The sequence below is a fragment of the Pseudomonas sp. KB_15 genome, from assembly GCF_052114525.1.
Taxonomy (GTDB): Bacteria; Pseudomonadota; Gammaproteobacteria; order Pseudomonadales; family Pseudomonadaceae; genus Aquipseudomonas.
This window is the reverse complement of sequence record NZ_JBFREX010000133.1, coordinates 1-575: the sequence shown is the minus strand read 5'-3', so window position 1 is coordinate 575 and position 575 is coordinate 1. Positions and strand designations below refer to the sequence as shown.

1 protein-coding gene is annotated in these 575 nt (G+C 65.9%); it reads left to right on the top strand.

Translation table 11 applies throughout. The annotated features are described in order from the left end of the window. On the top strand, positions 1 to 575 hold a 575-nt coding region (locus tag AB4Z35_RS30055), incomplete at both ends, for a PQQ-dependent sugar dehydrogenase (RefSeq protein WP_442101168.1).

Below are 575 nucleotides of genomic sequence, written 5' to 3'. Positions count from 1 at the left end.
ACCATCACTGGACCAAGAACATCATCGCCAGCCAGGACGGCAACAAGCTCTACGTCACGGTCGGCTCGAACAGCAACGTGGCCGAAAACGGCATCGACAAGGAAGCGGGCCGCGCCGCCATCTGGGAGGTGGATCGCCAGACCGGCCAGCACCGCGTGTTCGCCAGCGGCCTGCGCAACCCGAACGGCATGGCCTGGGAGCCGACCAGCGGCATGTTGTGGACGGCCGTGAATGAGCGCGATGAAATCGGCAGCGACCTGGTGCCGGACTACATTACCTCCGTGCGCGATGGCGGCTTCTACGGCTGGCCGTACAGCTACTACGGCCAGCATGTGGATGTGCGCGTGAAGCCGCCGGCCCCCGATCTGGTGGCGAAGGCCATCGTGCCCGACTACGCGGTGGGCACGCATACGGCTTCGCTAGGGCTGGCCAGCGCCGCCGGCAACAGCCTGCCGGCAAGGTTCCAGCACGGGATGTTCATCGGCCAGCATGGCTCATGGAACCGCAAGCCGCGTGCCGGCTACAAGGTGATCTTCGTCCCGTTCGAGCAGGGCAAGCCCAACGGTGCGCCCTTC